The sequence below is a fragment of the Protaetiibacter intestinalis genome (assembly GCF_003627075.1).
Lineage (GTDB): Bacteria > Actinomycetota > Actinomycetes > Actinomycetales > Microbacteriaceae > Homoserinibacter > Homoserinibacter intestinalis.
The window spans coordinates 1,676,653-1,702,249 of the sequence record NZ_CP032630.1; the positions used below are offsets into that span (position 1 = coordinate 1,676,653).

17 protein-coding genes are annotated in these 25,597 nt (G+C 70.4%); 9 read left to right on the forward strand and 8 right to left on the reverse strand.

Annotated features, from left to right (window positions below; all coding sequences use genetic code 11):
* Window positions 1-27: 27 nt before the first annotated feature.
* Window positions 28-1,449, reverse strand: coding sequence for a xylulokinase (gene xylB / locus D7I47_RS07940; RefSeq protein ID WP_120762536.1), 1,422 nt, complete (start codon window positions 1,447-1,449; stop codon window positions 28-30).
* A 94-nt stretch (window positions 1,450-1,543) separates the two neighbouring features.
* Window positions 1,544-2,737 (reverse strand): xylose isomerase, encoded by a 1,194-nt coding sequence (gene xylA, locus D7I47_RS07945; RefSeq protein WP_120762537.1) that lies wholly within the window; start codon window positions 2,735-2,737, stop codon window positions 1,544-1,546.
* A gap of 142 nt (window positions 2,738-2,879) precedes the next feature.
* Here xylA and D7I47_RS07950 point away from each other — a divergent pair, with 142 nt between their 5' ends.
* Both D7I47_RS07950 and D7I47_RS07955 read left to right on the forward strand, forming a co-directional pair.
* Window positions 2,880-3,899 (forward strand): LacI family DNA-binding transcriptional regulator, encoded by a 1,020-nt coding sequence (locus tag D7I47_RS07950; protein ID WP_120762538.1) that lies wholly within the window; start codon window positions 2,880-2,882, stop codon window positions 3,897-3,899.
* 159 nt (window positions 3,900-4,058) lie between these two features.
* Window positions 4,059-8,066, forward strand: coding sequence for an endo-1,4-beta-xylanase (locus D7I47_RS07955; RefSeq protein WP_120762539.1), 4,008 nt, complete (start codon window positions 4,059-4,061; stop codon window positions 8,064-8,066).
* A gap of 117 nt (window positions 8,067-8,183) precedes the next feature.
* Here the strand turns inward: D7I47_RS07955 and D7I47_RS07960 are convergent, their stop codons facing one another.
* Genes D7I47_RS07960 through D7I47_RS07980 form a run of 5 tightly spaced genes read right to left on the reverse strand, consistent with a single transcriptional unit; the run spans window position 8,184 to window position 14,941 of the window.
* Window positions 8,184-9,419, reverse strand: a complete 1,236-nt coding sequence (locus D7I47_RS07960) for an endo-1,4-beta-xylanase (RefSeq protein WP_120762540.1) — start codon at window positions 9,417-9,419, stop codon at window positions 8,184-8,186.
* Window positions 9,416-11,773 (reverse strand): beta-xylosidase/alpha-l-arabinosidase, encoded by a 2,358-nt coding sequence (locus D7I47_RS07965; protein ID WP_227000522.1) that lies wholly within the window; start codon window positions 11,771-11,773, stop codon window positions 9,416-9,418. The genes D7I47_RS07960 and D7I47_RS07965 overlap by 4 nt, the downstream gene beginning before the upstream one ends.
* 2 nt (window positions 11,774-11,775) lie before the next feature.
* On the reverse strand, window positions 11,776-12,645 hold the full coding sequence (locus D7I47_RS07970; protein ID WP_120762541.1) for a carbohydrate ABC transporter permease: 870 nt from the start codon (window positions 12,643-12,645) through the stop codon (window positions 11,776-11,778).
* Entirely contained in the window at window positions 12,645-13,613 is a 969-nt protein-coding gene (locus D7I47_RS07975; RefSeq protein ID WP_120762542.1) for a carbohydrate ABC transporter permease, read from the reverse strand. Before D7I47_RS07975 ends, D7I47_RS07970 begins: the two co-directional genes overlap by 1 nt.
* A gap of 35 nt (window positions 13,614-13,648) precedes the next feature.
* Window positions 13,649-14,941 (reverse strand): ABC transporter substrate-binding protein, encoded by a 1,293-nt coding sequence (locus D7I47_RS07980; RefSeq protein ID WP_120762543.1) that lies wholly within the window; start codon window positions 14,939-14,941, stop codon window positions 13,649-13,651.
* A 170-nt stretch (window positions 14,942-15,111) separates the two neighbouring features.
* On the opposite strand from D7I47_RS07980, the gene D7I47_RS07985 reads away from it, so the two are divergent.
* Window positions 15,112-16,284, forward strand: coding sequence for an ROK family transcriptional regulator (locus tag D7I47_RS07985; protein ID WP_227000524.1), 1,173 nt, complete (start codon window positions 15,112-15,114; stop codon window positions 16,282-16,284).
* A gap of 49 nt (window positions 16,285-16,333) precedes the next feature.
* Window positions 16,334-17,785: a GH1 family beta-glucosidase gene (locus tag D7I47_RS07990; protein WP_120762545.1), complete on the forward strand. Its 1,452-nt coding sequence runs from the start codon at window positions 16,334-16,336 to the stop codon at window positions 17,783-17,785.
* A 20-nt stretch (window positions 17,786-17,805) separates the two neighbouring features.
* Here the strand turns inward: D7I47_RS07990 and D7I47_RS07995 are convergent, their stop codons facing one another.
* On the reverse strand, window positions 17,806-19,854 hold the full coding sequence (locus D7I47_RS07995; RefSeq protein WP_227000526.1) for an RICIN domain-containing protein: 2,049 nt from the start codon (window positions 19,852-19,854) through the stop codon (window positions 17,806-17,808).
* A 174-nt stretch (window positions 19,855-20,028) separates the two neighbouring features.
* Between D7I47_RS07995 and D7I47_RS08000 the strand changes: the two genes are divergently transcribed.
* The 5 genes from D7I47_RS08000 (at window position 20,029) to D7I47_RS08020 (ending at window position 25,587) form a co-directional block, all read left to right on the forward strand.
* Window positions 20,029-21,048, forward strand: a complete 1,020-nt coding sequence (locus D7I47_RS08000) for a LacI family DNA-binding transcriptional regulator (RefSeq protein WP_120762547.1) — start codon at window positions 20,029-20,031, stop codon at window positions 21,046-21,048.
* A gap of 147 nt (window positions 21,049-21,195) precedes the next feature.
* Window positions 21,196-22,464, forward strand: a complete 1,269-nt coding sequence (locus D7I47_RS08005) for an ABC transporter substrate-binding protein (RefSeq protein WP_120762548.1) — start codon at window positions 21,196-21,198, stop codon at window positions 22,462-22,464.
* 65 nt (window positions 22,465-22,529) lie between these two features.
* Entirely contained in the window at window positions 22,530-23,471 is a 942-nt protein-coding gene (locus D7I47_RS08010) for a carbohydrate ABC transporter permease (RefSeq protein WP_120762549.1), read from the forward strand.
* Window positions 23,468-24,319 carry a carbohydrate ABC transporter permease gene (locus D7I47_RS08015; RefSeq protein ID WP_120762550.1) on the forward strand — a complete coding sequence of 284 codons (852 nt, stop codon included), beginning with the start codon at window positions 23,468-23,470 and terminating at the stop codon, window positions 24,317-24,319. Before D7I47_RS08010 ends, D7I47_RS08015 begins: the two co-directional genes overlap by 4 nt.
* Window positions 24,316-25,587 (forward strand): family 1 glycosylhydrolase, encoded by a 1,272-nt coding sequence (locus D7I47_RS08020; RefSeq protein WP_120762551.1) that lies wholly within the window; start codon window positions 24,316-24,318, stop codon window positions 25,585-25,587. The genes D7I47_RS08015 and D7I47_RS08020 overlap by 4 nt, the downstream gene beginning before the upstream one ends.
* The last annotated feature ends 10 nt before the right edge of the window (window positions 25,588-25,597 follow it).

Below are 25,597 nucleotides of genomic sequence, written 5' to 3' on the forward strand. Positions count from 1 at the left end.
GCCCAGATGACGGACTGTCGCGTCCGGCTACGCCGTGGCCGCGTGCGCCGCGTACTGCTCCCGGATGAGCGGGACCGTCGACGCGTCGAGGCGCGCGAGGGTCGCGACGGTCCACGCCGGGCGGCTGCCGGTGAGCGCCCACGCGGCCTGCACGGTCGCGCCGAGCGCCACGTACTCGCCGGGCTCCGGCACGACGACCGCCGCGTCGAAGACCTCGGATGCGACGCGCGACACGGCCGGGTTGGCGGCGGCGCCTCCCACGAGCAGCACGCGGGCGGCGGTGACGCCGAGGCGCCGCACGGCGTCGAGTCCGTCGGCGAGGCCGCACAGCATCCCCTCGACTGCGGCCCGCGCGAGGTTCTCGCGCGTCGTCGACGCGAGCGTCATGCCGAAGAGGGTCGCCGTGGCGTCCGGCAGGTTGGGGGTGCGCTCGCCCTCGAAGTAGGGCTGCAGCACGAGGCCCGCGGATCCCGGCTCGGCCGCGAGGGCCAGCTCGCCGAGGGCGTCGTGGTCGACGCCGAGCAGGCGGCTCACGCTGTCGAGCACGCGGGCCGCGTTGAGCGTCGCGACGAGCGGCAGGTAGACGCCCGAGGCGTCGGCGAAGCCGGCCACGGTGCCCGTCTCGTCGGCGATCGGGCGGTCGGTCACCGCGAAGACGGTGCCGCTCGTGCCGATCGAGACGACGACGTCGCCCGCGACGGCGCCGAGGCCGAGGGCGGCCGCGGCGTTGTCGCCCGCGCCCGGACCGACGAGGATCCCCGCCGGGATGCCGGGCAGCGCGACGGTCTCGCCGATCGACTCGCCAGGGCCGGCGATGCGCGGCAGCACGGCGTCGTGGCCGAGGGATGCGACGAGCAGCTCGCGGTCGTAGTCGCCCGTCGCGGGGCTCCAGTAGCTCGTGCCGGAGGCGTCGGAGCGGTCGGTGGCGAGCGCCTCGAGCACCGGCCCGAGGGGGCTCTCGTCGGCGGGGCCGTAGCCGCGCAGGCGCCAGCTCAGCCAGTCGTGGGGGAGGGCGACGGCCGCGACGCGCGCGGCGTTCTCGGGCTCCGCGTCGCGCAGCCAGCGCAGCTTGGTGGCCGTGAACGAGGCCACCGGCACCGAGCCGGTGCGGCGCGCGAGCTCGGCGGCGCCGAACTCCTCGATGAGGTCGCGCGCGGCCCGCGCCGAGCGAGTGTCGTTCCAGAGCAGGGCGTCGCGGATGACGCGGCCCTCGGCATCCAGCACGACCATGCCGTGCTGCTGCCCGCCGACCGAGATCGCGGCGACGTCGTCGAGTCCGCCGGCATCCGCGATGGCGGTCTGCAGGGCGTCCCACCACGCGGCGGGGGGCACCTCGGTGCCCGCCGGGTGGGAGGCGCGGCCCGTGCGCACGACGGCGCCCGTGTCGGCATCCCGGATCACGACCTTGCAGCTCTGGGTCGACGAGTCGACCCCCGCGACGAACGGCATCCAGCCCTCCAGTTCATTCGCTGAGTGGTCGGTTTCTGGCCCTAAACCCGGGGAATGGGGCGAGAAACCGACCACTCAGGGTGGTGTGGGTGGGTCAGCGGGCGCCGAGCAGGTGCTCGGTCGCGAGCTGCTGCAGGCGCACGAAGCCGAAGCCCTTGGCGTTGAAGTACGACGCCGCGTCGAAGTCCTCGAAGGCCGAGCGGTCGGCGACGAGGTCGGCGACGGTCTCGCCCGGGTTGAGGGTCGGCTGGCCGAGCTCGGGCACGCGGGCCGCGGCGAGCGCCTCCTGCACCTCGGGGTCGGCGCGGAAGGCCGCGGCGCGCTCCTTGAGCAGCAGGTAGGTGCGGATGTTGGCGCGAGCCGACTCCCACACGCCGTCCTCGTCCTCGGTGCGCGAGGGCTTGTAGTCGAAGTGGCGGGGGCCGTCGTAGGCCGGGCCGCCGTTCGGGCCGCCGTTCTCGAGCAGGTCGACGAGGGCGAAGGCGTTGTGCAGGTCGCCGTGGCCGAAGACGAGGTCCTGGTCGTACTTGATGCCGCGCTGGCCGTTGAGGTCGATGTGGTAGAGCTTGCCGTGCCACAGCGCCTGGGCGATGCCGGCCTGGAAGTTCAGGCCCGCCATCTGCTCGTGGCCGACCTCGGGGTTGAGGCCCACCAGCTCGGGGTGCTCGAGCTCGTTGATGAAGGCGAGCGCGTGGCCGACGGTCGGCAGCAGGATGTCGCCGCGGGGCTCGTTCGGCTTCGGCTCGATCGCGAAGCGGATGTCGTAGCCCTTGTCGATGACGTACTGGCCGAGGAAGTCGAAGGCCTCCTTGTAGCGCTCGAGCGCGACGCGGATGTCCTTGGCCGAGTCGTACTCGGCGCCCTCGCGGCCACCCCAGGCGACGTAGGTCTTCGCACCGAGCTCGGCGGCGAGGTCGAGGTTGCGGATGAGCTTGCGCAGCGCGAAGCGACGCACGGCGCGGTCGTTGGAGGTGAGGCCGCCGTCCTTGAAGACGGGGGCGCTGAAGAGGTTGGTGGTCGCCATCGGGATGATGAGGCCGGTCGCCTCGAGCGCGCCCTTCAGGCGGTCGATCTGCTTCTGGCGCTCGGCATCCGTCGAGCCGAAGGGGAAGAGGTCGTCGTCGTGGAAGGTGAGGCCGTAGGCACCCACCTCGGCGAGCTTCTCGACGACGTGGACGACGTCGAGCGCGGCACGGGTGGGGCCGCCGAAGGGGTCGGCTCCGTTGTAGCCGACGGTCCAGAGTCCGAAGCTGAACTTGTCGTCACGGGTGGGGGTGGGCGCGGTCATCGCGATCTCCTGTTGCTCCTCGTCGAGATAAAATGTTGCGAAGGCAAACATATACCATCGGCGGCTCGTGACAAAGCCCCGGATCGCGTTCGATAGTTTCGCGAAACCGGACGTAGACTGGCGCGATCGAAAGGGGACGCCCATGGCTCGCACCGCTGCCGCCGAGCGCGTCACGCTCGCACGCGTGGCCGAGGAGGCAGGGGTCTCCCTGTCGACGATCTCGAAGGTCCTCAACGGCCGCCCCGACGTCTCGCAGGCGACCCGCTCGCGCGTGGAGTCGCTGCTGTCCAAGCACGGCTACCTGCGCCGCAAGAGCTCCCAGCTGAGCACGGGCCTCATCGAGCTCGTCTTCCACGAGCTCGAGGCCGCATGGTCGATGGAGATCATCCGCGGCGTCGAGAACATCGCCGCCGACCACGGCATGAGCATCGTGCTGACCGAGAGCGGCAGCCGCCACGCGCCCGACCCCGACTGGATCGAGGGGGTGCTGCGTCGGCGTCCGGTCGGCGTCGTGCTCGTCTTCTCCGACCTGCCCACCGAGTACCGCGAGGCGCTGCGCTCGCGCGCGATCCCCTTCGTCATCATCGACCCCGCCGGCGACCCCTCGCCCGAGGTGCCGTCGGTCGGCTCGGCCAACTGGTCGGGCGGTCTCATGGCGACCCGTCACCTCATCGAGCTCGGCCACACGAAGATCGCCGCGATCACGGGTGCCGACGACATGATGTGCTCGCACGCCCGCATCGACGGGTTCCGCTCGGCGATGAGCTCGGCGGGACTGCCCATCCGCCCGGAGTGGATCCGCTTCGGCGACTTCCACACCTCGGGCGGCTACGAGCACGCCCGCTCGCTGTTGAGCGGCGACGACCGCCCCACCGCGATCTTCGCCGGCAGCGACCTGCAGGCGCTCGGCGTGCTCGAGGCGGTGCGCGAACTCGGGCTGCGGGTGCCCGACGATCTCTCGCTCGTCGGCTACGACGACATCCCGCTCGCGAAGTGGGTGAGCCCGCGGCTCACGACCATCCGTCAGCCGTTGCGCCGGATGGCGGAGGAGGCGACGCGGCTCGTCATCCGGATGAGCGAGGCCCCGCTCGAGTCGGTGCCGCGCATGGATCTCGCGACGAACCTCGTGCTGCGCGAGAGCACGGCGCCGCTCGTCGCCTGACGCTCCGCTGCCGCCGATATTTTCGAAGAAGTTTCGGTAACGGGTAGGTAACGTTAAGTTGCGGTCGGCAACATAACCCTTGTCCGGTGCTGCCCTCCCGCCTACTTTGGACGCACTCGTGTCCAGTCAGGACGCATTCCCTCGCGCAAAGGAGCGCCCGTGTCGACTCGACGCCGACTCGAAACTTTCGCTGCCGCCACGGCCGCCCTCACCCTCGCGGCCGGATCGCTGCTCGCGATCTCCTGGACCGCCGCCGCGGCCACGGCCCCCGTGCCCGCCGGCCAGCAGCTCGTGTCCTGGAGTGACTTCGAGGGTGCTTCGGTGGATCCGTGGGTCCCGCGCGGTCCCGTGGCTTTGGCGATCGATGCGGATGCGCACCAGGGATCGGGTGCACTGAAGGTGACCGGGCGCACGGAGGGTTGGAACGGGCCGTCGCTGCCGGGTTCGCTGCTGACCTCGGGCACGTACCACATCTCCGGGTGGGTGAAGCTGGTCTCCGGCCAGTCGGCCACGAAGCTGAACTTCGGGGTGAACCAGCCCGGTGCCTCCAACGAGTACCCGTGGGTCGGGGACCGCCTGGACGTGACCGATTCGGCGTGGGTGCAGATCGGCGGCGACTTCACGGTCGACGCGGCGCACCTGCCGAGCTCGATCTACATCGAGGCGGTCGACGGCACGGTCGAGTTCCTCGTCGACGACGTCCTCATCACCCAGGACACGGTGGTCACGACCATCCAGTCGAGTGACTTCGAGGGTGCTTCGGTGGATCCGTGGGTCCCGCGCGGTCCCGTGGCTTTGGCGATCGATGCGGATGCGCACCAGGGATCGGGTGCACTGAAGGTGACCGGGCGCACGGAGGGTTGGAACGGGCCGTCGCTGCCGGGTTCGCTGCTGACCTCGGGCACGTACCACATCTCCGGGTGGGTGAAGCTGGTCTCCGGCCAGTCGGCCACGAAGCTGAACTTCGGGGTGAACCAGCCCGGTGCCTCCAACGAGTACCCGTGGGTCGGGGACCGCCTGGACGTGACCGATTCGGCGTGGGTGCAGATCGGCGGCGACTTCACGGTCGACGCGGCGCACCTGCCGAGCTCGATCTACATCGAGGCGGTCGACGGCACGGTCGAGTTCCTCGTCGACGACGTCCTCATCACCCAGGAGGGGACGAGCACGCCGCCCGTCGACGCGGGCGACCCTGGCGCGCTCAGCACCGACTTCGAGGACGGGCTCGATGGCTGGGGGCCCCGTGACAACGGCGCCGGCGCACCGACTGTGGCGATCACGACCGACGACACCTACGTGCACGGTGGTGAGCAGGCGGCCGCGCTCACGGGGCGGCTCTCGCAGGGAAGCGGAATCGGGCACGATGCGACGGGTCTTCTGCTCCCCGGCCCCACCTACACGCTCTCGGCGTGGGTGCGATTCGCCGCGGGTGAGCCGGTCGACGCCGTCTGGCTGAGCCTCCAGACGACGACGGGCAGCACCGACGACTTCAAGACGCTCGTACAGTTCGACAACGTGACCAACACGGGCTGGACGCACGTCAGCGGGGACTTCACGGTGCCCGCCGGTGACAGCTCGTTCATCTACTTCGAGACGAACTACAACGGCGACAACACGTCTGCACTGTACGTCGACGACATCGAGGTGTCGGCGAGGACGATCGTGATCGAGGACCTCACGCCGATCAAGGACACCGTCGACTTCCCCGTGGGTGTCGCGATCGACACGCGCGAGACCGTGGGCGCCGCGGAGGAGCTGACCCTCAAGCACTTCGACCAGATCACGGCCGAGAACGCCATGAAGCCCGAGGGCTGGTACGACGCCGAGAAGCAGTTCTCGCCGAGCGGCGACATCGACGCCCTCATGGACTTCGCCCAGGAGAACGACCTCAAGGTCTACGGCCACGTGCTCGCCTGGCACAGCCAGACCCCTGCCTGGTTCTTCGAGGACGCCGAGGGCGCCCCGCTCACCACGAGCGACGCGGACAAGGCGATCCTGCGGCAGCGCCTGCACGACCACATCTTCGCGGTCGCGCAGTACCTCGCCGACGGTTGGGGCGACTTCGGCTCCGACACCAACCCGCTCTACGCGTTCGACGTCGTCAACGAGGTCGTCTCCGACTCGGGCGAGTACGCCGACGGCCTGCGCCGCAGCGAGTGGTATCGCATCCTCGGCGAGGAGTTCATCGACGACGCCTTCGAGTACGCGAACGAGGCGTTCAACGACACCTACGCCGCCGACGGCGCCGACCACCCGGTGACGCTGTTCATCAACGACTACAACACGGAGCAGTCGGGCAAGCAGGTGCGCTACCACGCGCTCGTGGAGCGCCTCCTGGCGCGCGGCGTGCCGGTCGACGGCGTGGGGCACCAGTTCCACGTGAGCCTGTCGATGCCGGTGAGCGCCCTCGAGGCGGCCATCGAGGCCTTCGAGGATCTGCCGGTGCGCCAGGCCGTCACCGAGTTCGACGTGACGACGGGCACGCCCGTCACCGACGCGAAGCTCGTCGACCAGGGCTACTACTTCCGTGACGCGTTCCGGGTGTTCCGGGCCCACGCCGAGGACCTCTTCTCGGTGACGGTCTGGGGCCTCAACGACGGTCGCAGCTGGCGGAGCAGCTCCGGGGCGCCGCTCGTCTTCAACGACGGGCTGCAGGCCAAGCCCGCCTACTACGGCATCGTGGACACCGACCTCCCGGCGCGACTGCGCACCGCGGACGTGTTCCAGGCGGACGTGCCGGCCGTCGACGGCGCGACCGACGACCCGGAGTGGTCGCGACTGCCGCTGCACGCGCTCAGCTCGACCGCCGGCTTCCAGCTGCGCTGGGAGAGCGACCACCTGACCGCCTACGTCGACGTCGCCGACACGACGTCGGGGAACGACCAGGTGAGCTTCCAGCTGGGTGACGACACCGTGACGCTCGGTCGCGACGGCTCGGGCGACGCCGACGGCGTCGTCGCCGAGACGGCGACGGGCTACCGGATGGTCGTGGAGCTGCCGCTCGAGGCCGCCGAACAGGGCGACGAGCTCGCCTTCGACGTGCGGGTTCGCGACGGCGCGACGACCACCGGCTGGAACGCCGAGGGCGTCACGGGCACGCTGACCCTGCGTGAGCCGGTGTCGTTCACGCAGGTCGTCCAGGCCTCCGTCGCCCCGACGATCGACGGCACGATCGACGGGCTGTGGGACGACGCGAACGTCGTGACCACCGCGAAGCACGTGCAGGGCACGGGCGCGGAGGCCACCGTGCGCACCCTCTGGTACGGCGACAAGCTCTACGTGCTCGCGGTCGTGGCCGACCCGATCGTCGACGTCTCGGGCTCCGACCCCTGGGTCCAGGACTCGGTCGAGATCTTCGTCGACCCGGGCAACGCCAAGAACGGCTCCTACCGCTACGACGACAGCCAGATCCGCATCTCGGCGACGAACACGCAGTCGTTCGGCACCGGTGACGAGGCGTTCCAGGCCGGACGCGTGCAGTCGGCGACGTCGGCGATCGACGGCGGCTACGTCGTCGAGGCGGCGATCGACCTGGACGACTACGTGGCGCTCGGTGCCCTGCAGGGCCTCGACTTCCAGGTCAACGACGCCTCGGGCGGATCCCGCACCGGCATCGCGAACTGGGCCGACCCGACCGGCGCCGGCTACCAGTCGACCGCCCGCTGGGGCGTCGGCGAACTCGTCGGCCCGGCCGAGGGCGGCGAGGAGCCGGACGACGCGACCGTGACGCTCGGTGCGTCCTCGGTGCGTGCGGGCGGCACGCTCGACGTCAGCCTCTCGGGCTTCGAGCCGGGCACGGTCGTCGACCTCGTGCTCGACCGGCCCGCCTCGGCGGCCGGCGGCGGTGGCGGCGTGGGCATCGCCGCCGTCGCACGGTCGGCGTCCGCCGCGGCGCTACCCGCGACCCTCGGCAGCCTGACGGTCGGACAGTCGGGAACGGCGGCGGGATCCGTCACCGTGCCCGCCGACACGACCCCGGGCTCCTACCGCCTGGCCGCCACCGTCGACGGTGACGTCCTGGCGAGCGGTCAGCTCACTGTGCTCGCTGCGCTGGCGGCGACCGGCTCCGACCCCGGTGCGGGTATCGGTGCTGCGTTGCTGCTTCTCCTTGCCGGAGTCGTGCTCATGGCACGCCACCGGCGGCGCCGCGAGACGCTCCGTCTCTGACGGAGAAGCGACGCCCGGGCTCGTCGGCGCGGCCCGGGCGTCGTCTGCTGCCCGGAAACGGATACGGATGCGGATGCGCGGACGACGTCGCGCGGTGGCGTCGTGCGGTGACGCGGCTCAGCGCACGACGAGCGGAGCGAACGCCGAGTCCGAGCCCGAGCGCTCGATCGCGAACCCGGCGGACGCCGAGCCCGCCGTGACGCGGTAGTCGCCGAGGAAGCCGGAGACGCGCAGCCGCCCCTCCGCGTCCGTGCGCATCCGCGTCGGCGGCAGCCACCACTCGCCGCGGACGAGCCGCTGCAGGGCGTGGTAGGCGGGCTTGCGCGAGCCGTCGGCGCGCAGCAGTCCGGCCGGGGCGCCGAGCCAGGCGCCGGCGTCGGTGATGCCCCAGTAGGTGATCGACTGCACCGCCGGGTGCCCGACGAGCGAGCGGTAGTGCCGCTCGAGCTCGTCGGCCTGGCGGGCCTCGCCCTCGGGCGTCGAGGGCCAGGAGGCGGGCTGGTAGTCGTTGAGGTCGACGATGTGCGCGGGCATGAGCTCGCCGGAGAGCAGCGTGTTCTCGGTCAGGTGCAGCGGCAGGCCGAACCGCGCGAAGCGGTCGACCATCGCGAGCATCGTCTCCTCGCCCCAGTAGCCCTGGTGCATGTGGGTCTGCAGGCCGAGCGCGTCGATCGGGGTGCCGGCCTCGAGCAGCCGCTCGATGAGGCGCTCGTAGTCGCTCGACAGGTCGAAGTCGTTGAGCAGCAGCGTGGCGCCGGGGTCGGCCTCCCGCGCCACCGTGAACGCCTCGTGCACGAACGGCACGATGCCGCGCTGCTGCGCGAGCCGGGTGATCGCGTTCGGCACGCCGTCCGGCTCGTTCTCGAACACCGGCATGATGACGGCCTCGTTGACGACGTCCCAGCTGCCGACGAGCCCGCGGAAGTCGCTCAGCTCGCGGCGGATGCGGTCGAAGGTCAGCCTCTCGACCTCGGCGAGGGGGAGCGGATCCATCCAGCGCGCCTTGACGGTGTGCCAGACGAGCGGGTGGCCCTTGAGCCGCACCCCGCGGTCGACGAACCAGCGGGCGGTGGCGCGGATGCGATCGGTCTGCGTCCTGCCGGGCTCCGGCTCGAAGTCGCCGCGATAGAAGGGGAGCGTGGCGGTGTCGAACACCCCCAGCCAGTCCTCGACGAGCTCGGCGTCATCCCGCTCGCCGTTGGCGTGCGCGATGAGCTCGAAGCCCGTGCTGCCGAAACCGAAGGCGTGGCGGGTCTGGGCGACCTCGACCTCGCGCTCGGCGAGGGGGGCACCCGTCGTGTCGGCGAGCTGGACGGTCAGCTCGCCGACACGGTGCGGCGGACGCTCGCTCACGCGCGCGAGATCGAGACCTCGGCGTGCAGCGGCCGGGTGTGGTCGACGACGCGGGTCTCGCCGGTCAGCTCCACGGGGTGGGAGAACACGATGTCGCCTGCGGAACGGGCGACCCCGAACACGACCGCGCCGGGCTCGACGATGCGGCGACCGTCGACGCCGGTGAACGACGTCAGCTCGGCGGGGACTCGGAACGTGACGGTCGCATCCTCGCCCGCCGCGAGGTCGACGCGGGCGAAGGAGATGAGCCGCTGCACGGGGCGCACGACGCTCGCCACCGGGTCGTGCAGGTACAGCTGCACGACCTCGGAGCCGTCCCGGTCGCTCGTGTTGGCGACCTTGACGCGCACCTCGACCGTCTCGGAGAACAGCCTGCTCGAGGTGCCGAGGTCGCTCCACGCGAACTCGGAGTAGGAGAGGCCGTGACCGAACCAGTAGGCCGGGGTGGGGTCGATGTTCGACACGCCGCTCTTGCGGGCGAGCGGGGCCGCGAGGTAGCTCGACGGCTGGGCGCCCGCGGTGGCGGGGACGCTCACGGGGAGGCGGCCGGCGGGGTTGACCCGCCCGCTGAGCGCGCCCGCGATCGCCTGGGTGCCCTCCTCGCCGAGGAAGAAGGCCTCGAGGATCGCGTCCGCGGACTCCGGGGCGGAGCCGAGCGCGTACGGGCGGCCGGCGAGCAGCGTCACGACCGAGGGCGTGCCGCTCGCGACCACCGCGTCGAGCAGCTGCTGCTGCGCGCCCGGCAGGGCGAGCGACTCGGCGTCGCAGCCCTCACCCGAGGTGCCCCGGCCGAAGAGGCCCGCGCGGTCGCCGAGGGCGAGGATGACGACGTCGGCGTCGCGCGCCGCCTCGACCGCGGCCGGGATCTCGGCGGTCTCGCCGCCGTCGATCGTCGTGCCGCGCACGTAGACGAGGTCGGCCTCCGGGAACTCGGCCCGCAGCGACTCGAGCAGGGTGGGCAGTCCGATGCCGATCGGCGTCTCGGGGTGCTGCACGCCCACGTGCGCCGGGAAGGAGTAGCAGCCGAGCACCGCGTAGGGGTCGTCGGCCGTCGGGCCGACGACGGCGATGCGGCGGGGTGCGGCGAGCGGCAGGATGCCGTCGTTGCGCAGCAGCACGATGGCGCGCTCGGCGAGCTTCGCCGCGAGCTCGCGGTTCTCGGCCGAGTCGAGGTCGACGGTGCCGCGCACCGTGTCGACCGACGCGTCCGCGCCTCCCGCGAGCACGGCGGGCATGGGCGACCAGTCGGCGTCGAGCAGCCCCAGGTCGAGCTTCTGCAGCAGCACGCGGCGCAGGGCGCGGTCGACGATCGCCTCGTCGAGCCGTCCGTCGCGCACCGCCTGCGCGAGCGGGGCGCCGTAGCCGCGCACGGTCGGCAGCTCGACGTCGATGCCCGCGGTGATGGCCGTGGCGGCCGCGCCGCCCCAGTCGCCCTCCGCCGCGACGCCGTGCAGCGCCGCGAGGAAGCCGACCGAGAAGTAGTCGGCGACGACGGTGCCGTCGAAGCCCCACACGTCGCGCAGCAGCCCGGTGAGCAGGCTCGCGTCGGCGGCCGTCGGCACGCCGTCGATGTCGGTGTAGGCGTTCATGACCGAGCGCACGCCGCTCTCGCGGATGGCCATCTCGAACGGCGGGAGCAGCACATCCGCGAGCTCGCGCGGGCCGACCGAGACGGGCGCCAGGTTGCGGCCGGCCTTCGAGGCCGAGTACCCGACGAAGTGCTTGAGCGTCGCGACGATGCCGGCGCGCTCGAGGCCCTGGATGTAGGCCGTCGCGATGGTGCCGACGAGGTACGGGTCCTCGCCGATGGTCTCCTCGACGCGGCCCCAGCGGGCGTCGCGCACGACGTCGAGCACGGGCGCGAGGCCCTGGTGCACGCCGACCGAGCGCATGTCGGCGCCGATGCGGCCCGCCATCTCGCGCACGAGGTCCGGATCGAAGCTCGCGCCCCACGACAGCGGCACGGGGTAGGCGGTGGCCCCCCAGGTGGCGAAGCCCGCGAGGCACTCCTCGTGGGCGACGGCCGGGATGCCGAAGCGGTTCGAGCTCACGATCCGCTCCTGGGTGCGCTGCAGCGAGAGCGCACCCAGGGCGGGATCCACGGGGGCCGTGCCGAAGGGGCGGGTCAGCTGACCCAGCCCCTCCGGCAGCAGCTCCTCGATGTCGACGTCGTCGATCATGTCGTTCTGGTGCGGTGCCACCTCGCCGCCGTCGGCCGAGGCGCCGACCCAGATCCCGAAGAGCTGCGCGAGCTTCTCCTCGAGGGTCATCTGGGCCACGAGCGCGTCGACACGAGCGTCGGGTGTGCGGGAGGTGTCGTGCCAGGGCTGCACGACGTGGACGTCGAGGGACACGGTCAGCCCTTCACGGCGCCGGTGAGACCGCCGACGATGCGGCGCTCAGCGGCGAGGAAGAACACCAGTGCGGGCACCATCGCGAGCGAGGTGTACGCGAGCACGGCGCCCGTGTCCTGCGAGTACTGCGTCGAGAACTGCTGCACGCCGAGCGGCAGGGTCCACAGCTCCTGCGGCATGCCGCCCGCGGCCATCACGAGGAGGGGCAGCAGGTAGCCGTTCCAGCTTCCGAGGAAGGCGAGCACACCCACCGTGATGAGGCCCGGGATCGACAGCGGCAGCACGATCCGCCAGAAGAAGCCGATGCGGCTGGCTCCGTCGATCGCGGCGGCCTCCTCGATCTCCCGCGGGATGGCCCGCAGGAAGGGCACGAGGATGATGATCGTCACCGGGAGGCCGAAGGCCACCTGGGGGATGATCACGCCGAGGAACGTGCCGTGCAGGCCGATGTCGCGCAGCAGGATGCTGAGCGGCAGGGCCGCCACCGTCAGCGGGAACATGAGGCCCGCGGAGAAGAAGGTGTACAGCCACTGGCGGCCGCGGAACTGGTAGCGGGCGATCACGTACGCGGCGCAGATGCCGAGCACCACGACGCCGAGGGTGGTGCCGACGGCCACGAGGGACGACGAGAACACCGACCCCCAGAACCGCGCACTGGTCAGGACGTTGGCGTAGTTGCCGAAGAACCACGGGTTCGGCCAGCCGCCGGGCGCCGCGTTGAGGTCGGCGCTCGTGCGGAATCCGGAGATCCACACGTAGAGCACCGGGATGATCGACACGAGGATCGCGGTGAGCGCGACGACGTAGACGATGGGCTGACGCCAGGTGAAGCGGGTGCCCGCCTGGACGGAGGTCGGTGATGCGGTCGACATCAGAAGTCGTCTCCTCGGGTGTCGGCCTCGGTGCCGAGGTCACGGCGCATGGCGTGACGCTGGTACAGCACCGCGATGAGCAGCGAGATCAGGAAGAGGATCACGGCGACCGCGCTTCCGTAGCCCGGGTTGCCCTGGCCGTATTGGATCATGTAGGTGGCCATGGTGCTGGTGGCGCCCACGGGGCCGCCCCTGGTGGTCACCCAGACCATGTCGAACAGCTGGAGCGATCCGATGATCGACAGGAACGCCCAGATGCGGATGGTGGGTCCGAGCAGCGGGATCGTGATGTGCCACTGGATCTTCCACCAGCTGGCGCCGTCGATCGCGGCCGCCTCGGAGAGCTCCTCCGGAACGCCCTGGAGGCCGGCGAGCATCAGCAGGATCGCGAAGCCCAGGTACTTCCAGGTCAGGATGCCGAACATGACCCAGAGGGCGGTGTCCGGCTGGGCGAGCCAGGGCTGCGCGAGGTCTCCCAGGCCGATCGACTCGAGGAAGGCGTTGAGCCCACCGCGCGGCGAGAGCAGCAGCTTGAAGGAGAGGCCCGCGATGACCTCGGAGAGCACGTAGGGCACGAAGATGGCGGCACGGATGATGGTGCGGCCGCGCATCTTGCGGTTGAGCAGGAGGGCGACGGTGATCGCGAGCGGACCCTGGATGAGGAGCGACAGGATCGCGATCGTGAAGTTGTTGCCGATCGACTTCAGGAACAGCGGGTCGCCGAAGGCACGGATGTAGTTGTCGATGCCGATGAAGCGCTCGAGCGGTCCGAGGCCGTTCCAGTTGAAGAAGCTGTAGACGGCGGCGAGCGCGACCGGGAGGATCACGAAGCCGACGAAGACGATGAGGGCGGGGCCGACGAAGAGCAGGATCTCCAGCAGCTTGCGGGTGTCCCGCCGGCGGGTTCGGGTGCGTGGGGCGGCAGGGCCCGCGGAGACCGCGGGCCCTGCCTGAGTGATGCTGGTCATGTTGACTTTCTAGAGTTCGGCGCTGGGTGCTCTACTCAGAGAGCGGCGGCCGTGTCTTCCAGGACCTTGACGATGTCCTCCGGCGTGCCGGTGCCCGCCATGAGGTTGACGACGGCCTGGTTCAGCGGGGTGCCGAAGGTCGGGCCGAGGTCGCTGTCGAGCCAGAGCTGGACGTAGGACGACTCGGCGAGGCCGGCGGCGATCGCCTTGAGGTTCGGGTCCTCGATGCTGTCGGCGGCAGCCGGGTTGGTCGGGATGCCCGCACCGGTCGCGGCGTAACGCTTCTGCACGTCGTCGCTGAGGATGTACTGCAGGAGCTCGACGGCCACGTCGGGAGCGTCCTTCGAGACACCGAAGCCGTCGCCGCCACCCATGGTGATGGTCGGGTCACCGGCGGTGCCGGGCACGCTCACCATCGGGTACCAGCCGAGCCACGAGGGAACGGTGGCGTCCGGGGTCAGCGAGCCGATCTGGCCGGCGTTCCAGTGGCCCATGAGCTCGGCCGCGGCGTTGCCGTTCGCGACGAGACCCGCGGAGCTGTCAGCGCCCTGCTGGCCCGACGAGGCGAGGAAGCCGTCCTGGAACGGGTTGGTCGCGACGAAGTCCTGGAGCAGCTCGCCCGCCTCGACCCAGCAGGGGTCGGAGAAGTCGAGCGCCGGGATGGCGGCCTTCAGGGTGTCGGTCGAGCACGCGGCGAGCGCGAACTGGTACCACCAGTGACCGGCCGGCCACAGGTCGCCCGCACCGACGGCCATCGGCGCCACGCCGTAGTCGCGGAGCTTCTCGTTGGCGTCCTCGAGCTCGGGCAGGGTCTCGGGAACCGACGAGACGCCGGCGGCCGAGTAGAGGTCCTTGTTGTACCAGATGCCCTCGATGCCGAAGGTGTAGGGCAGGGCGTAGACCTTGCCGTCGACCGTCCACGGCGTCACGACGCCGCCGAGCGCGTCGATCGAGTCGGACGCCACGTCGGTGAGGTCCTTCAGGTAGCCGGCCTCGACCTGCGAGCGGACCTCGCCACCGGGCCACACCATGAAGATGTCGGGCGCGTCGCCCGACTGCAGGGCGTTGGGGATGAGGGTGCGCTGCAGGTCCTCGTTCTGGTAGCCGGTGACCTCGACCTTGACGCCGGGGTGCGACTCCTCGAACTCCGCGGCCACGTCCTCCCACAGACCCTTCTGGGGGTCGGTGGTCGCGTTGTGCCACCAGGTGAGAGTCACCTCGCCGTCGTTGTTGTCGTCGCCGGACGGCGTACAGGCGGTGAGACCACCGATGGCCAGGGCCGACGCGGCTGCGACGGCACCGACCCGTGTGATGCGGGCCTTGTTCATCTTCGAACACCTCTCGAAAGTTTCGACATCCCTGTCGAAAGTGGTTGGGATGCCGCGATCATACGCAGACGCGGGAAATGGCGTCAAGCACAACAAAATAACGTTTAAGCCCCAAGCCGGGGGGTGTCGGGGCGCTTTCCGCAGGAACGACAGGCGCTATGGTGTGCCTCGTGGCAGTACTCGGGGACACCGTCGACTCCGTCCGCCGTCGAAACCTTTCGACGGTGCTGGAGCTCGTGCATCGTGGTGACGGTCCGTCGCGCGCCGACCTCACGAACCTCACGGGACTCAACCGCTCGACGATCGGCGCGCTCGTCGGCGAACTCGTCGAACTCGGCCTCGTGCAGGAGACCGACCCCTCCGCCACCAACCGCGTCGGGCGTCCCTCGCGGCGCGTGCTGCCCCATCCGGGGCCCGCGATCATCGCCGTCAACCCCGAGATCGACGCCGTCACGGTCGCGGTGGTCGGGCTCGGCGCGCAGGTCGAGCACCGCATCCGCCACGAGCTCGACCACATCGCGAGCCCCGAGGAGACGGCGGCCGTCATCGGCGCGCTCGTCGAGGAGCTGCGGGCCGGGCCGCTCAAGGACCGGCGCCTCGTGGGCGTCGGTCTCGCCGTGCCCGGACTCGTGCGGGCCAGCGACGGCGTCGTGCGCTGGGCGCCGCACCTCGGCTGGCGTGAGATCTCCTTCCCCCGGCTCGTCGAATCGGTCGTGGGGCTGCCGACCTTCGCCGACAACGACGCGACCCTCGGTGCGCTGGCGGAGCGCCTGTTCGGCGTGGGCCGCGGGGTCGACCAGCTCGTGTACCTCAACGGCGGCGCGAGCGGCATCGGCGGCGGCGTCATCATCAACGGCCGCCCGTACCGCGGTGCCTACGGCTACGCGGGGGAGTTCGGGCACAACCGCCCGCGCCTCGACGACCCCGCCCACCGGGCCACCGTCGGCGGCACGCTCGAGGAGGAGGTCAGCCGCGCGCGGCTGCTCGCGATCCTCGGCCGGCGCACCTCCGACGAGCCCGAGTTCGAGGCCGCGGTGCTGTCGTCGCAGGACCCCGCGCTGCACGCCGAGCTCGCACGGCAGCAGGTCGTGCTGGGCGGTGCGCTCGGCAACGCCATCAACGTCATCGGGCCGGAACTCGTCGTGCTCGGCGGCTTCCTCGCGACCCTGCTCGCGTGGGACGCCCCCGGGCTCGAGGCGGCGGTCGCCGCCCGCACGCTGCCCGTCGCGTGGGAGGGCACCCGCATCCGCCCGGCGGGTCTCGCCCGCAACCGCCTGCTCATCGGCGCGGCCGAGCTGGCCTTCGGATCCGTGCTGCGCGACCCCGCATCCTTCGCCGACTGAGCGTCGGCCACGGGAGTGCGCGACCCCCGCAGTGGGGGAGAATGGGGGGATGCCCTCCACCACCGGATCCCCCGACTACCGCGACGCCGGGCTCGAGTTCCCGCCCGGCTTCGTGATCGGTTCGGCGACCGCCTCGTACCAGATCGAGGGGGCCGCCCGGGAGGGCGGCCGCGGGCCGTCGATCTGGGACACCTTCAGCCACACGCCCGGCAAGGTGTGGAACGGCGACACGGGCGACGTGGCCGATGACCACTACCACCGCTGGGAGTCGGACCTCGACCTCATGCAGGAGCTGGGGCTGCAGGCCTACCGCTTCTCGATCGCCTGGCCGCGCATCCAGCCGACCGGCTCGGGGGCGGTCAACCCGCAGGGCGTCGCCTTCTACTCGCGGCTCGTCGACGGGCTGCTCGAGCGCGGCATCCGCCCCATCGCGACGCTCTACCACTGGGATCTGCCCCAGCCGCTCGAGGATGCAGGCGGCTGGCCCGCCCGCGACACCGCGTACCGCTTCGCCGAGTACGCGGCCCGCACGGCCGAGGCGCTCGGCGACCGGGTGCACACCTGGACGACGCTCAACGAGCCGTGGTGCTCGGCCTACCTCGGATACGGCTCGGGCGCCCACGCACCCGGTCGCACCGACGGCGCGGCCGCGCTCGCGGCGGTGCACCACCTGAACCTCGGCCACGGCCTCGCCGTGCAGGAAGTGCGGCGGGCGGCGACGAACGACCCCGACCTCTCCATCACGCTCAACTTCCACGTCATCCGCGGCGACGACTCGACCTCGCCCGAGGCGAGGCGCCGCATCGACGCGCTCGCGAACCGTGCGTTCACGCATCCGCTGCTGCGCGGCGAGTACCCGAAGGATCTGCTCGAGGACACGGCGGGCGTCACCGACTGGGGCTTCGTGCGGGGCGGCGACCTCGCGCAGATCAACCAGCGCATCGACGTGCTCGGCGTCAACTACTACTCGACCGTCACCGTGAAGATGTGGGACGGCGCGAGCCCCCGCGCCAACAACGACGGCCACAAGGACGTCGGCGGCTCGCCGTGGCCGGGCTCGCGGGAGGTCGAGTTCGAGAAACAGGCGGGCCCGTACACCGCGATGGGCTGGAACATCGCCCCCGACGGGCTCGAGGAGCTGCTGCTCTCGCTCAAGGAGCAGTTCCCCGAGCAGCCGCTCATGATCACCGAGAACGGCGCCGCCTTCGAGGACCGGGTGACCGAGACGGATGCCGGCAGGCGCGTGCACGACGCCGAGCGCGTCGACTACCTCAACCGCCACTTCACGGCCGCGCACCGCGCCCTCGCGCAGGGCGTCGACCTGCGCGGCTACCAGGTGTGGTCGCTCATGGACAACTTCGAGTGGGGCTACGGCTACTCGAAGCGCTTCGGGATCGTGCGGGTCGACTACGACACGCAGGAGCGCATCCTGAAGGATTCGGCGCTCTGGCTGCAGGAGCTGCTCGCCACGCGCCGTACGCCGGGGACGTCGGAGGGCTGAGCCCCCGACCGCCCCGTCCCCTACTGGATCCCCTCCTTCCTCAGCCGCCACTGTTGGCAGGTGGCGCCGTTGGAGGTGTACTGCTGGGCGACCGCTCCGTCGGAGGCCGAGCATCCCGTGATCTCGAGTACCTTGCCGCTGTTGGAGTTGGTGAATGTCCACCAGCCTCCGCTCGTAGTCGCGTTCCAGTTCTGGGTGGCGTGACCGGTCGGCCCCCACTGCGCCGCATCGACACCGTCCGCGGTCTGCGCCGAAGGGATCTCGAGCAGCTTGCCGCTGTTGAGGTTGACGAGTTGCACCGTCGCGCCGCTCACGGGATGCAACGTCCATCGTTGGGCGGCATCGCCGGTGGGCCCCCACTGGCCGGCGGCCGCGCCGTCGGTGGTGAGCGCGCTCAGGATCTCGAGCAACTTTCCGCTACTGCGGTTGGCGAGCTGGAACTGAGGATCGAGGGCGGCGCTTCGGTACACCTGCAGCTGGTCGAGCTCAGCGAAGTTGGTGCCCTTCGTGAAGCGGACGGTGTTGAGTCCGGCGTTGAGGGTGACCGTCTTCTGCGCCCAGGCGTACCTGCCCCAGTCGACCGTGCGGGGGTAGCTGATCGTGGATGAGGATCCGCCGTTGACGCTGACGCCGTGCGTTGCCGCCGCGGTGTAGCCGTTGTCGTAGCGCACGTTGAGCGTGTAGCTGCCGGCCGCGGGCACCCGGACGGCGAACTGCACGTAGCTGCCGGCGTTGTTGATATTGCCCACCTTCGATCCGTTCGCCGCCTGGACGTGCGTCACCACGGAGGCATCGTTGATCGTCGCGAGCTCCGCCTCGTACTGCTGGGCATCGAGGGGGATCGAGCCGACACGGATGTCGTTGAGGCTCGTCGACAGGTTCTCGACGTTCGTCGCCTGGTAGAGCGTGCGCCCGTCGACGCTGGTCGCGAGACCTTGCGCGAACCCGCTGAAGTTGCCGCCTTGGGTGTCGCTCGCGTCGTAGGTGACGGGCATCGGCAGCCGCTCCCAGGGTCCCGCCCCCAGGTTGTAGTTGACGTAGAGGTTCTGCCCGCCGTCGATCGCGCCCCCCGAGGTGAGCGACCACTTGCTGGCGACGATTACCGTCCCCTGGGGGCCGCCGCTCGGGCTCCAGGTGACGTAGGGGGATGAGCCGATGCCGCGTCCGTCGGACAGCTGGATGGGTGTGCCGATGCTCGTGGAGCTACCCCAGTCGAGGCCGTCGGCGGAGACCTTGTAGTAAGCGGGTGCCGTGTTCTGGCTCTGGCTGGGTCGGTTGACGACTTCGAAGGTCGCCATGTAGCTGCCGTTGGGGAGCTTGACGACGGTGATCATGCCAGGGCGATCACTGTGATTGGTGGGCGCCGACACGTTCACGAGCGTGCCCCAGGTGGCGCCCCCGTCGGTGGACCGTCGGTAGGAGACCGCCTGCAGCACACCGTTCGCCTTCTGACGCTCGTCCGAGAAGTAGGCGACGAGGCCCCCGTAGCCGTCGATCGCGAGCGAGGGTTCCCAGACCGTCGTCGTCGTGGAAGTGGGACTCGGGTCGTAGACGGCGGGCCCGCCGGTGTCGATTGTGCTGAGGTAGCTCCAGCTGGTGCCCTGGTCGGTGCTCTTGTAGACGACAAGTCGACTGCTCGAGCGGTCGGTGGGCATGATCATCCCGGCGAGCAGGATGGTGCCCGCGGCGAGGCCGCCGGTGGTCTGCGTCACCTCGAACAGGTACGGCTGGGCGGTACGGGTGAAGGTGGGGAACGTCGCGCTGGGGTTGACGTCGGCGACATGGCTCCAGCTGTTGCCGTTGTCGGTGCTGCGGTAGATCGGGTAGACCTGCACCCCGCCCTGCAGCACAAGCTTGTCGAAGGTCACGAGCTGCTGGCCGTTGGAGGCGCCGTTGTTCTTCAGAACGATGATCTTGGCGTAGGTGGTGCCTGCGGGGGTGCCGCCTTCGGGATTGAAGGAGCTGCCCGCCGCAGGCGAGTAGACCAGCGCGCCGTTGCCGGTGGTGACGGCGTGCGCGGGGTTACTGGGGATGAGGGATGCGGCGACGAGTGCAAGGCTCGCAGCCACAGCGAGTGCTGCGCGTCGCACCCAGACGGCGTGTGCCGATCCGGCCACAGGGGATGACATAAGACCTCCGATTGTTTACAACGTTGTACAACTCGGGTTCGCGGATGAAACTAGCCCGCCCTGCGCCGAGGGTCAAGAGCGGATGCGATCGTCGCACGGCGCTACGGTGGGCTCATGACGGCGACCCTGCGCGACGTGGCCCAGTTGGCCGGCGTCTCGTTCAAGACGGTTTCGAACGTCATCAACGACTATCCGCATGTGAGCGAGGCGACGCGCGTGCGGGTGCAGGCGGCGATCGATCAGCTCGGCTATCGACCCAACCGAACCGCCCGCACGCTGCGCTCGGGGCGCACGGGCGCGATCGGCCTCGCGGTGCCCGAGCTCAGTCTCGCCTACTTCGCCGAGCTCGCGGATGAGGTGATCACCGCGGCGGACGAACGCGACATCGTCGTGCTCATCGAGCAGACGGGCGGCGATCGCCGGCGTGAGCTGGAGGTGCTGAACGGATCGCGCCGTCAGCTCACCGACGGGCTGCTGTTCAGCCCGCTCGCCCTCGGCAATGAGGACGCCGCGCTGCTCGACGTCGGGTATCCCCTCGTGCTGCTCGGCGAGCGCATCTTCGACGGCCCCGTCGATCACGTGACGATGGAGAACGTGGCGGGTGCGCGCGCCGCGACCGAGCACCTGATCGCGAGCGGACGTAGCCGCATCGCCGTCGTGGGCGCCCACGCGGGAGAGGTGATCGGCTCGGCGGGTCTCCGGGTAGCCGGCTACCGCTCCGCGCTCGAGGCGCACGGCCTGCCCTATGCCGAGGAGCTGGTGGTCGACTCCGGCCCCTGGCACCGCGCGAACGGCGCCGAGGCGATGCGGATGCTGCTGGCCCGGCGGGTGAGCTTTGATGCCGTCTTCGCGCTCAACGACGAGCTCGCGCTCGGCGCCCTGCGCGTGCTGCGGGAGCAGGGGGTGGACGTTCCCGGTCAAGTGGCCATCATCGGCTTCGACGACGTCGACGAGGGTCGTTATTCGCTTCCGAGCCTCAGCACGGTCGACCCCGGTCGGCGCGAGATCGCCCGGCTCGCCGTCGAGGTGCTACTCGATCGGATCTCCGGTGTCGAGACGGGCGGCCGCCGCGAGCTGCGTTCCGGTTTCCGCGTGATCCCGCGCGAGTCTACCGCCGCCTCCGTCACGGTCTGATCGCGAATCTGGGCGTGCGCTTGACAGGAGGAGGGTCGGCATCGCATCATGCATTTACAACGTTGTAAACAACGGTGGCCCGATCCGGTCGTCCACGTCCGGAGCACATGCAGACAGAGCAGTCCCGCATCAGAGAAGGAACCGAACATGACCCGCACATCCCTCGTGGGCGTCGGCGCGATCGCCGCAGCCGCCCTTGTCCTCTCCGGCTGCAGCGCCGGCGGCGACGACACCCCCTCCGACGGTCCCGTCGAACTCGTCTTCTGGCACGGCTACACCGAGGCAGACGGCGACGTGCTCGAAGGCATCGTCGACTCGTTCAACGACAGCCAGGACGAGGTGCACGTCTCGACCGAGGTCAACACCTGGGCCACCATCAACGACACCCTGCTTCCGGCGCTGTCGTCGAAGACCGGCCCCGACCTCGTCGCCCTCCCCGCTGAGAACTTCCCCGTCTACGCGGCGAAGAAGGCCTTCGTGTCGCTCGACGACTTCTACGCCGACGCGGCGAACAACGCCTCCGACGTCGTCGAGGGCGGCAAGGCCATGACCATCGTCGACGGCACGAGCTACGGCATCCCGCTCGGCTTCGTGCCGCTCGCCATCTACTACGACAAGGCCGCCTTCGCCGAGGCGGGCATCACCGAGGTGCCCGCCGACTGGGATGCGTGGGTCGAAGCGGCGAAGGCCCTCACCGTCGACGAGAACGGCGACGGCACGCCCGAGCGCTACGGCATCGTGCTGCCCGACCACGCCACCGTCGGCAACGGCGTCTGGCCCTCGCTGTTCTACGGCGGAGGCGGTGACCTGGTCAGCGACGGCGAGGCCGTCATCGACAGCTCCGAGAACGCCGACACGCTCGCCTTCTGGTACGACGCGATCGTGAACGACAAGATCTCGCCCATCGGGGTCGACGGCATCGAGGCCGACAGCGTGTTCAGCTCGGGCAAGGCCGCCATGACCTTCGGCGGGCCCTGGATGACCTTCATCGCGGCAGATGCCGGCATCGACTACGGCATCGCGCCGATCCCGGCGGGCCCCGACACCCAGGCGGCCTCGGCCATCGGCCTCACCCTCTCGGTCACCGACCAGGGCGACGACGCCAAGATCGCCGCGGCACAGAAGTTCCTCGCCTACTTCCTGAACGACGACAACGCCGCCGCGTGGTCGCTCGGCTCCGGATGGCCGCCGCTGCGCACGGGCGTGCCCGCCGAGGCGGTCGCCGAGAACGCGACGGTCGCGACGCTCTCGCAGTTCACCTCCTTCACCCGGCCGCTGCTGCCCGGCGTCGTCAACAGCGTCGACGTGCTGTCGGCTCTCGACGAGCTCACCCAGCGCGCGATGGCCGGCGATGACATCGACACCCTGCTCGCGGAGGCGCAGAGCAAGGTGGAGGCGGCGCTCGCCGACCAGTAGCGTTCGACAATCCGGGGGCGGCGTCGACGGCGGCGCCGCCCCCGGCCCACGAACAGCAGGGAATCATGACAGCACCAGCAGCACGCGCCTACCGGCCGCCCGCACCGCTCGGCGGGCGCCCCCGGGTCCGGGGGGAAGGGCGCCGCACCCTCACCGCGCTCGCCTTCCTCGCACCGGCGCTCCTCATCCTCGGGGCCTTCGTCGCCTGGCCGATGATCTCCGCGTTCCGGCTCTCCTTCACGGATGCCAGCGGCTTCGGAGCCGAGGACTGGGTCGGCCTGGACAACTACATCCGGGTCTTCACCGACCCCGACATCCTCGACGCGATGGTCAACACCCTCTGGTACACGGTGCTGTTCACGCCGACGGCCGTCGTCAGCGCGCTGCTGCTCGCGCTCGTGCTCAACAGTCCGGCACTGCCGTTCCGCGGCTTCTTCCGCACGGCGCTCTTCCTGCCGTTCATCGTCTCGCTCGCGGTGGCGGCGTTCGCCTGGTCGTACCTGCTCGACCCGCGCCTCGGTCTCGTCAACTACTGGCTGCAGGGGGCGGGCGTGCAGCTCGGCGACGTGCTCGAGGACCCGGTGCTCGCCATGCCCGCGGTCGCGCTCGTCGCCGTGTGGAAGAACTTCGGCTTCTACATGGTGATCTTCCTCGCGGGCCTGCAGGACATTCCGGCCTCCCTCTACGAGGCGGCGCGCATGGACGGTGCGGGGGCCGGGCGGCGCTTCACCAACGTCACCCTGCCGCTGCTGTCGAACACCTTCGCGTTCGTGCTGATCTTCGCCCTCATCGCGGCGCTGCAGGCTTTCGACCAGATCTACGTCATGACCGGCGGCGGCCCCTACGGCCACACCCAGACGATCGTCATGGAGATCTACGAGTCGGGCTTCCGCAAGCTCGATCTCGGATTCGCCTCCGCCCTGTCGTACGTGCTGCTGATCGCCACACTGCTGCTGAGCGTCGTGCAGTTCGTCTTCTTCGGCCGTCGAGAGAAGGACCTCGGATGACCGCCGTCGGCCTGCGCGCGCCGCGCCCGCGCATCCGCCCCGCGTCGGTCGTCACCTTCCTCGTGATGGCCGTCGTCACCGCCTTCGTGCTGCTGCCCGTGGCGATCATCATCTTCACGGCGTTCAAGCCTGTCGCCGAGGTCAACGCCTACCCGCCGACCCTGCTGCCGACCGAGTGGACGCTCGACAACCTGATCCGCATCCTCGAGGAGCTGCCGTTCGCCCGGCTCGCGCTCAACAGCGTGATCTTCGCCGGCGGGGTCACGCTGTGCGCGCTCGTGTTCGACTCGCTCGCCGCCTACGCCCTCGCGCGCATCGACTTCCGCGGGCGCGGGGTGCTCTTGGTGCTCATCATCGCGAGCCTCATGATCCCGTTCCAGGCCACGCTCATCCCCGTGTACCAGCTCGTGGCGGAGCTCGGTTGGATCAACACCTATCAGGGCCTCATCGCGCCGCGCGCGGCCGACGCCTTCGGGATCTTCCTGCTGCGGCAGTTCTTCCTCGCCCTGCCGCGCGACCTCGACAACGCGGCGCGCATCGACGGGGCGAGCGAGTTCCGCGTCTTCCGCAGCGTCGTGCTGCCGAACGTGGTGCCCGCGCTCATGACCCTCGGCGTGTTCACCTTCGTCAACAACTGGAACGACCTGCTGTGGCCGCTCGTGTTCACGAACCAGGCCGAGATGGGCACCATCACCTCGGGCCTCACGCTGCTGACCGGACCGGGCGGCATCATCCCCTACGGGGTCATGATGGCCGGATCGCTACTCGCGGTGGTCCCGCTCGTGATCGGCTTCCTCTTCGTACAGCGGCGCTTCATCGACAACATCGCCACGACGGGACTGAAATGACGACGCCCTGGTACCGGGACGGCACCCTCCACTTCGGCGTGGGCGTCGAGGACACCTTCGTGCCGCAGGAGCGTCCCGGCGAACGGGCGATCGACGAGTACGTGCTCACCGAGCACGACGTGCGCTGGCACGCCGATCTGGGACTCGCGGCGGATGCCGGTGCCGGGTTCGTGCGCTGGGGCGTGCCCTGGTATCTCGTGCAGCCGGAACCCGACCGATTCGAGTGGTCGTGGCTGGACCAGGTGTTCGCGCGCTTCGCGGAACTCGGCCTCCGGCCGATCGTCGACCTCATGCACTACGGCACGCCGCTCTGGCTCGAGCACCAGTTCGCCGCGGCCGACTACCCGGCTCGAGTGGCCGAGTACTCGGTGCGAGTCGCGGAGCGCTACTCCGACACCGTGACCGACTACACGCCGCTCAACGAGCCGATGATCCACGCGCTCTTCTCGGGCGAGTACGCCTACTGGCCTCCCTATCTCGCGGGGGAGCCGGGCCTCGTGCGGATGGTCGAGCAGCTGGGGAGGGGCTTCGTGCTCGCTCAGCGCGGGATGCGGGAGGTGCTGGGCGCGCGCGGCGCCTTCGTGCATGTCGATGCAGGCATGCGTTACGCGGGCGACCTGGACGCCCCCGAGCATCGTGCGCTCGCGCACCGGCTCCGTCACCAGGTGTGGCTCGTCGAGGACCTCGTCACGGGGAGGGTCGGCGACGCGCATCCGCTGTGTTCCCTGCTCGAACGGCACGGGGTGGATGGCGAGGCGCTGGCCTGGTTCGCCGAGCATGCGGTGCAGCCCGACGTCTACGGCATCAACTACTACCCGCGGCATTCGACGGAGATGCTCGAGGCGGGAGTCCACCACGGCGGAGGTTTCGCCGATCCGCGCCCGGTGCGCGACGACGGCGTCGACGGGCTCATCGAACTGCTGCGCGAGGGCGCGGCACGGTACGGTGCGCCCGTCATGGTCTCCGAGACCTGCGTCACCGCCTCGGTGCCCGAGCGCGCCGCGTGGCTCGGCGAGTCGGCCGGGGCGGTGCGCGCCCTGCGCGCCGACGGGGTCGACGTCGTCGGGTACACCTGGTGGCCGCTGTTCGACATGTACGAGTGGACGTGGCGCCACTCGACCTCGCCGCGAGAGGCGCACCGGCTCACCATGGGCCTGTTCGATCTCGTCGAGACCCCGGCAGGCCTGGAACGCCGCGCCACATCCCTCGTCGACGCCTTCCGCAGTGAGGCCGTCGACCCCCGGAACCGCACGCAGAAGCAGAAATAGGAAGCAAAGG